Raw genomic sequence first — 7,198 nt, forward strand, 5'->3', positions numbered from 1 at the left:
GAAAAGTTTTCCAAGAGTGAATGTAATTGGTGGTGGCTGTCAAAACGAAATGCTTAATCAATTACTTGCAAATGTAACAAATAAAGAAGTATGTGCTGGTCCAGTGGAAGCAACAGCTATTGGAAACATTGTGGCACAACTAATGGCGTTAGAAGAAGTGGAAGATATTCAACAAGCTAGAGCATTAATTAAAGATTCATTCGAAGTAAAAACATATAAACAACAATACGTGAGAGGATGATCAATATGTCAGTTAAAGAAAGCTATGAATTAGCAAAGATAGAATATGAAAAATGGGGAATTAATGTTGATGAAGTACTTCAACAACTACAACAAGTACCAATCTCAATTCATTGCTGGCAGGGCGATGATGTTGGTGGCTTTGAAGTAAACAAAGGGGAGTTATCTGGAGGAATTGACGTTACAGGAAATTACCCTGGCAAAGCTAGAACACCTGAAGAATTAAGAAGTGACTTAGAAAAGGCTTTATCATTAATTCCAGGAAAACACCGTGTAAATCTTCATGCTATTTATGCTGAAACAAATGGTGAAGCTGTAGAGCGTGACAGATTAGAGCCTAAACACTTTGAAAACTGGGTGAACTGGGCAAAAGAACACGGACTAGGACTTGATTTTAACCCAACATTATTTTCACATGAAAAATCTGCTGATGGCCTAACACTATCACATCCAGACCCAGAAATCCGTGAATTTTGGATTAATCACTGCATTGCTAGCCGAAAAATTGCTGAATACTTTGGGAAAGAATTAGGAACACCAGCTTTGACGAATGTTTGGATTCCTGATGGTTATAAAGATGTACCAAGCGATCGTCTAACACCAAGAGTTCGATTAAAAGAGTCTCTAGATAAAATTTTTGAAGTTGAAATTGATGAGCAATACAATATCGATGCTGTAGAAAGTAAATTATTTGGCATTGGTTCAGAGGCATATGTTGTTGGATCTCACGAATTTTACATGGGTTACGCATTAAAAAATAACAAGCTATGCTTATTAGATACTGGACACTATCACCCAACTGAAATGGTATCTAACAAGATCTCTTCTATGCTTTTATACAGCGATAAACTAGCATTGCATGTTTCAAGACCAGTTCGTTGGGACAGTGACCATGTTGTTACACTTGATGACGAGCTAAAAGAAATCTCACTTGAAATCGTTCGTAATAATGCATTAGACAAAGTGATGATTGGTCTTGATTTCTTCGATGCAAGCATTAACCGTGTAGCAGCATGGACGATCGGAACTCGTAATATGATTAAATCTTTACTATACGCAATGCTTGTACCAAACAATCACTTAAAACTGCTTCAAGAAGAAGGAAACTTTACGGAAAGATTAGCTTTAATGGAAGAGTTTAAAACATATCCATTTGGAGCAATTTGGGATTACTATTGTGAGCAAATGGGTGTTCCTGTAAAGGAAACTTGGTTGGAAGATGTGAAAAAGTACGAAAAGGAAGTTCTGTCGCAAAGATAATTAAATAGACAAATTGAGTAAAGCACAACAAAAATGATATTGCGTTGTGCTTTTTCGATTTTTAATAATTTACTTTACTAATAGCTGGATAGACTCATATAAAAAATCATTCATAACAAATAAAATCATAGAATATTCAAAAGAAATCAAACATATGGTATTCTTTAAATAAAAAGAAATAGTATAATATATAGATAATAAGTCTCATAAGGGGGACAATGATGGTTAAAAAGCTTTTTTCCTTTCAAGTTTTATTGTTGTTATTTGTAAGCGGTTGCAACTTTGGTGCGGCTAACAATAATGAATATAAGGTTTTGTATACAAATGAACCATCACAACAGGACGATGAAAAGCAGCAGCCTTCTGATTATACAGTTGCCATTATACCAAAAGTCATAAATATACCATATTTTAATGCGGTTGAAGAAGGAGCAATGGAGGCAGGGAAGGACTTAGGAGTAAAGGTCATTTATAAAGGTCCAACCATCGCAGATTCCGAGCATCAAATAAAAATCATTGATGAACTTATACAAAATGAGGAAGTAGATGTTATTGCTGTATCTGCTAATGATCCAGAAAAGCTAGTTCCTGTCTTAAAAAAAGCACAAAATCATCAAATTAAGGTCATTACATGGGATGCAGATACGATGCCGGAAGCAAGAGATTTTTTCATCAATATGGTTAATCCTGAAACTTTAGGAAGACATTTAATGGATACACTCGCATGGAATGTGGATGAACAAGGGGAATTTGCAATAATGACAGGAGCAAATTCAGCCTCAAATCTTAATGAATGGTTGAAGTGGATTAAGCAGCATCAAAAAGAATACTATCCTAATATGAAATTAGTGGAAATTGCTGCTACAGATGATGACCCTAATAAGGCATACTTAATCGCTAAGCAGTTGATAAAAGATTATCCTAACCTAAAAGGAATTATCGGCAACTCATCGGTTGGACCGCCGGCTGCGGCACAAGCAGTAAAAGAGACCGGAAAAGCGGGTTCAATAGCGGTAGTAGGTTTGTCGCCTCCAAATCCAATGAATGAATATTTAAAAGATGGCTCTGCTCAAATTATTACATTATGGAGCCCGAAAAAGCTAGGTTATTTAACAGTTGCACTTAGTAAGAACATTGTAACGGGTTCTTATCCTTATGATAATCAGGAGATTCCTGGTGTAGGAAAAATTAGAAGAATTGACGATGTTGTCATAATGGGAGAACCAATCGATTTTACAAAGGAAAATGTTGATCAATATGATTTTTAAACATCTTAGTTTAAGAAACTATAAATTAATGACAAAGCTAATGATTACGTATATGATTCTAACCGTTATTCCAATCTCGATAATAGGTTATATCGCTTATAGCCAGTATACAAAGTCAATAGAGAAGCAAGTTGGAGAATATATTCCAAAATTATTAGAACAAGCAAATGAAAATATTGAAAATCAATTAAATGAAGTAAGACAGCTGCCGGATGCACTATATAATTCTTCTCAAGTTATAGAGGTTCTTCGTAAGGATTCTTTTCAAAATAAGTCTACTATTTTAAAAGATGAATTCTTAGTAAATAGTTATCTTTCAAGAACATATATTAATGGGGGAAACAGTGATATACTCGGTGTCTTTCTTTTATCCAAAAACAGATTATTTACGAGTACAAAAAAATCGTTTACCGGATTAGGACTAGAATCTTCTTCTTTACCTTACGGACAGGATATTGAACTAAATGGGAGGGAAGAAATCATTCTTCCTTATCAAACAAATTTAGAATTTAAAGGTAATCCACCTTTCATTGTGCTGATGCGACAATTGAGAGATTATGAGAATCAGGAGAATCTCGGAACGATTCTTATTGCAATAGATTTGTCTTTTTTCGAAAAAGCTCTTAACAATTTAAAGGAAGATAAGAACTCAAACATTTGGATAACAGATCCTGATGGGAGAATTATTTACCATACAAACCCTACATTAATTGGAGAATATGATCAAAAAAATGAGAGCTATCCGAATATTAATGGAAGCTTTAAAACGACGTTATTAGATGAAAATCATTTAATAAGTACGGAGGGTTTTCACCAATATGATTGGAGAGTATTCCATAGTATCGCATTAAAAGATCTAACAAAGGAGACAGACGCGGTTCGATATGGAACAATCATTGCGTTTATAATTGTTGTTTTCTTGAGCATTGTTATTTCAATTATTCTTGCTTGGAATGTGTCAAATCCTTTAAAAAAACTAACAAAATTAATGAAGCAGGTTGAAAAAGGTAATTTTAATGTGGACCTTTCAATTCATTCAAGAGATGAGATTGGAACCCTAGCAAAAAGCTTCAATTCGATGATTACCGAAATCAACACATTGATTAAAAAGAATTACAAAATTGAACTGCGGCAGAAGAATGCAGAGCTATATGCCTTACAATCACAAATTAATCCACATTTTATGTACAATACGCTTGAAACAATTGGATATGCAGTTGAGGAAGAAGAAACAGAGTCTGTTATAAAAATGGTAACGTTATTAGGGAAAATGTTACGATATTCCCTTAATAACAAGGACAAAGTTGTTCCAATTTCATTTGAATTAACTCATACAACCAATTACTTAACGATCCAAAAATTTAGATTTGAAGATCGAATTTCGTTTGAAATTAATGAAAACGTTAATACCAATCAGTTTTATATTCCAAAATTTATTATGCAACCCATCATAGAAAATTCGATTAAATATGGTCTTGATCAACATGAGACATGCATCATTATCATCACGATTGATAAAACCTCAGATAATGAAATCGTAATAAGAATAAAAGATAATGGACCTGGAATTAATGAAAAGGTATTAGAAAAGTTGAATACTTCTCTTCGAAAAGACCCAATGGCAGGACGAGACTCTAGCTTTGGATTAATTAATGTTCATGCAAGAATCTCGATGATTTTCGGTGAACCATACGGGCTGGAAGTAAATAGTAGAACATATGAAGGAACAGAGGTTATTTTAAAATTACCGATGGTAACAGAAGCAGAAGTGCTAGACATGACGGGAGGTGAGGATATTGCCTAGATGTATTAAAACAATACTTGTTGATGATGAAGCCCGACTTAGACGTGGCGTTGAAAGATTGGTTAAAGCTCAAGGTGAAGATTGGGAGATAGTTGGAAGCTTTAGCAGTGGTGACGAGTGCTTGAAGCTTGTTCAAGAGCAAAACCTTCACTTTGATTTGTTAATAACTGATGTAAAGATGCCTGGGATTGATGGGTTAACTCTAATTAAAGAGCTAAAGCAAATAGCCTCCTTTCATGCTATGGTCATTAGCGGTTTTGATGATTTTCAATTTCTTCAAACAGCCATTCGGGAAGGGGCAAGTGATTATCTAATTAAACCAATTGATCGCGATGATTTTAACAAACAATTAGAAAAGATAAAAAACAAAATTGTTTCCAACTGGCATGACTCACAGTATCTAGAGGAAGTACAGCTTAAAGCATCACAACTAACTCATGTGAAGCAATTGCAGTTATTAAGTGAAATGACCTGGAAGCAGGACTTGTCTCAACTTGAATGGACAAAGGATTTTCCGAATGGGCAATACCTGCTAATGTATATAAGCATGGATAATCTATCAAGTAAGTCAAAGTTATTTCAAAAGGAAGATTGGAAAGCGTGGAGCTTTGCCTTAGATAATATTTGTGAAGAAATGACAGAGAACTTAAGTTCTTCTTTTAATATTATATGGAGATGGAAGGGAGAAGATTTATCCTTTTGGATGCTCCTACATGGTCAAGATTCTATCCAAGAAGAATCCTTTGTGCGTGAGACAATTCAGTTTGCGGATAAGGTAAAACAAAATATTAAGAAGTACACGCCATTTACATGTTCAATTGCAGTTAGTAGAAAAATAAATGATCTCACATTACTGGCCAGTTTGAAGGAAGAATTGCTTACTTATATTCAATTTCGTTTGCTTCTTGGGCATAACCAGGTCATTACAAGTGCGACCATTGAAGAGTGTAAAAGTAATAAAAAGGGATCTAATAGTAAAGAAATTGAAAATAGGATAAATAAAATCCTTTTATCGTTGGATAGTAAAGACCAAAGCAAAATAAACCACGAAATTTCCAATTTCTTAAATATGTTTCAAACACTAAGCTCTCCTGAAGAAATTGAGCAATCATTACAAGTGTTTGGAATCCGAATGATCAATTATATTATGAAGCATTCTCAAGAAAACGATGAAATACCTTTGCTGGATGAGTTGTTCGGGTTAATTAAGAAAACCGGGAACCTTCTAGAGTTAAGAAATGAAGTGTACCATTGGATTAAAAAGGTTCTTGGTATTATCATACGGAATAATGAAGTACAACATGTTGAACACATTGATGTAGCAAAAAAATGGATTATAAAACATCTAGAACAGAACATCACGATCCAAAAAATTGCAAGTCAAGTATATATGAATCCAACGTATTTTTGTGAATACTTTAAAAATCAAACCGGGGAAACGGTACTAGACTTTGTAACAAGAGCACGAATTGAAAAAGCACGAGATCTTCTAGTAAACACAAACCTTAAAATCTATGACATTTCAGAGAAAGTTGGATATTCAGACACGAAATATTTTAGTAAGCTATTTAAAAAGCATTACGGTGAAACACCATCAAAATATAAAGAGAAGGTCTTTTTGGACCAAAGCTGACTCCCTATGAAAAGGGAGTTTTTTTATTGTTTTAAAAAAACATCAGAAAGTTAACCCCCTAAACCGAAAATCGTCTCCTACTACAACAATTCAATGTTTATTAAGATGTATGTAAGCGATAACAATTGAAGAAAATTACAAGCTAAAGTGTTTAGCAATTAACGATATTATAAGCGATATCATCTGGTTAGGAGTGAAACTATGTCTGACTATGTTCTTGAGCTAAAAGGAATTACAAAGGAGTTTCCTGGTGTAAAGGCACTTGATAATGTCCATTTTAAGCTCAAAGCAGGAGAAATACATGCCCTAATGGGGGAAAATGGTGCTGGTAAATCAACATTTATTAAAGTCATCACAGGTGTTCACGCACCTAACGAAGGCGATATGTTCTTAAATGGCGAAAAGGTGTCATTTACAAATCCAAAGGATGCACAGAAAAAGGGAATTGCCGCCATTTATCAACATGTAACTAATTATCCGGATTTGAGTGTAACAGAAAATATTTTTATGGGACACGAAAAGATTCAAAAAGGAACGAAGCGCCTGCTTTGGAAAGAAATGCATAAAGAAGCTCGAGCTATTTTACAAGATTTAGGTTCTTCAATTGATCCAAAATCTGAAATGGGTTCACTTAGTGTGGCGCAGCAGCAAATTGTTGAGATTGCAAAAGCGATTTCTACAAATGCAAAAATTATCATTATGGATGAACCGACAGCTGCTTTAACAGCAAGGGAAAGCGAAGAGTTATATAAAATTACGGAGCGGTTAAGAGACCAAGGAGCATCGATCATCTTTATCTCACATCGTTTTGAAGATATGTATCGTCTGGCAAGTCAAGTGACTGTTTTTCGAGATTCTAAATATATCGGTTCTTGGGGAGTTAACGAAATCACCAATGATCAACTCATTGTAGCTATGGTTGGACGTGAAATTACTCAAGTTTATCCAACAAAGAAAAACAAAATCGGTGAAAAACTACTTGAAGTGAGAAAC

The 7,198-nt window shown here is 34.3% G+C and carries 6 protein-coding genes; all 6 read left to right on the forward strand.

From position 1 onward, the window contains the following. Positions 1-241, forward strand: a 241-nt coding sequence (locus ACEWK1_RS26865; protein WP_416636833.1) for an FGGY-family carbohydrate kinase, incomplete at its 5' end; no start/stop codon positions are given. 5 nt (positions 242-246) lie between these two features. Further along, positions 247-1,500: an L-rhamnose isomerase gene (gene rhaA / locus ACEWK1_RS26870; protein WP_212137084.1), complete on the forward strand. Its 1,254-nt coding sequence runs from the start codon at positions 247-249 to the stop codon at positions 1,498-1,500. A 221-nt stretch (positions 1,501-1,721) separates the two neighbouring features. Then, positions 1,722-2,768, forward strand: a complete 1,047-nt coding sequence (locus ACEWK1_RS26875; RefSeq protein WP_212137086.1) for an autoinducer 2 ABC transporter substrate-binding protein — start codon at positions 1,722-1,724, stop codon at positions 2,766-2,768. Beyond that, the gene (locus tag ACEWK1_RS26880) at positions 2,758-4,572 is read left to right on the forward strand and encodes a cache domain-containing sensor histidine kinase (RefSeq protein ID WP_212137088.1); all 1,815 of its coding nucleotides are present in this window, start codon (positions 2,758-2,760) and stop codon (positions 4,570-4,572) included. The genes ACEWK1_RS26875 and ACEWK1_RS26880 overlap by 11 nt, the downstream gene beginning before the upstream one ends. Beyond that, positions 4,565-6,205, forward strand: a complete 1,641-nt coding sequence (locus ACEWK1_RS26885) for a response regulator (protein WP_212137090.1) — start codon at positions 4,565-4,567, stop codon at positions 6,203-6,205. Before ACEWK1_RS26880 ends, ACEWK1_RS26885 begins: the two co-directional genes overlap by 8 nt. Positions 6,206-6,406: 201 nt before the next feature. Then, the coding region (locus tag ACEWK1_RS26890; protein WP_416636834.1) for an ATP-binding cassette domain-containing protein at positions 6,407-7,198 on the forward strand (792 nt) is incomplete at its 3' end.

The sequence above is a fragment of the Metabacillus sp. YM-086 genome, assembly GCF_048059995.1.
GTDB classification, from domain to species: domain Bacteria; phylum Bacillota; class Bacilli; order Bacillales; family Bacillaceae; genus Metabacillus; species Metabacillus litoralis_B.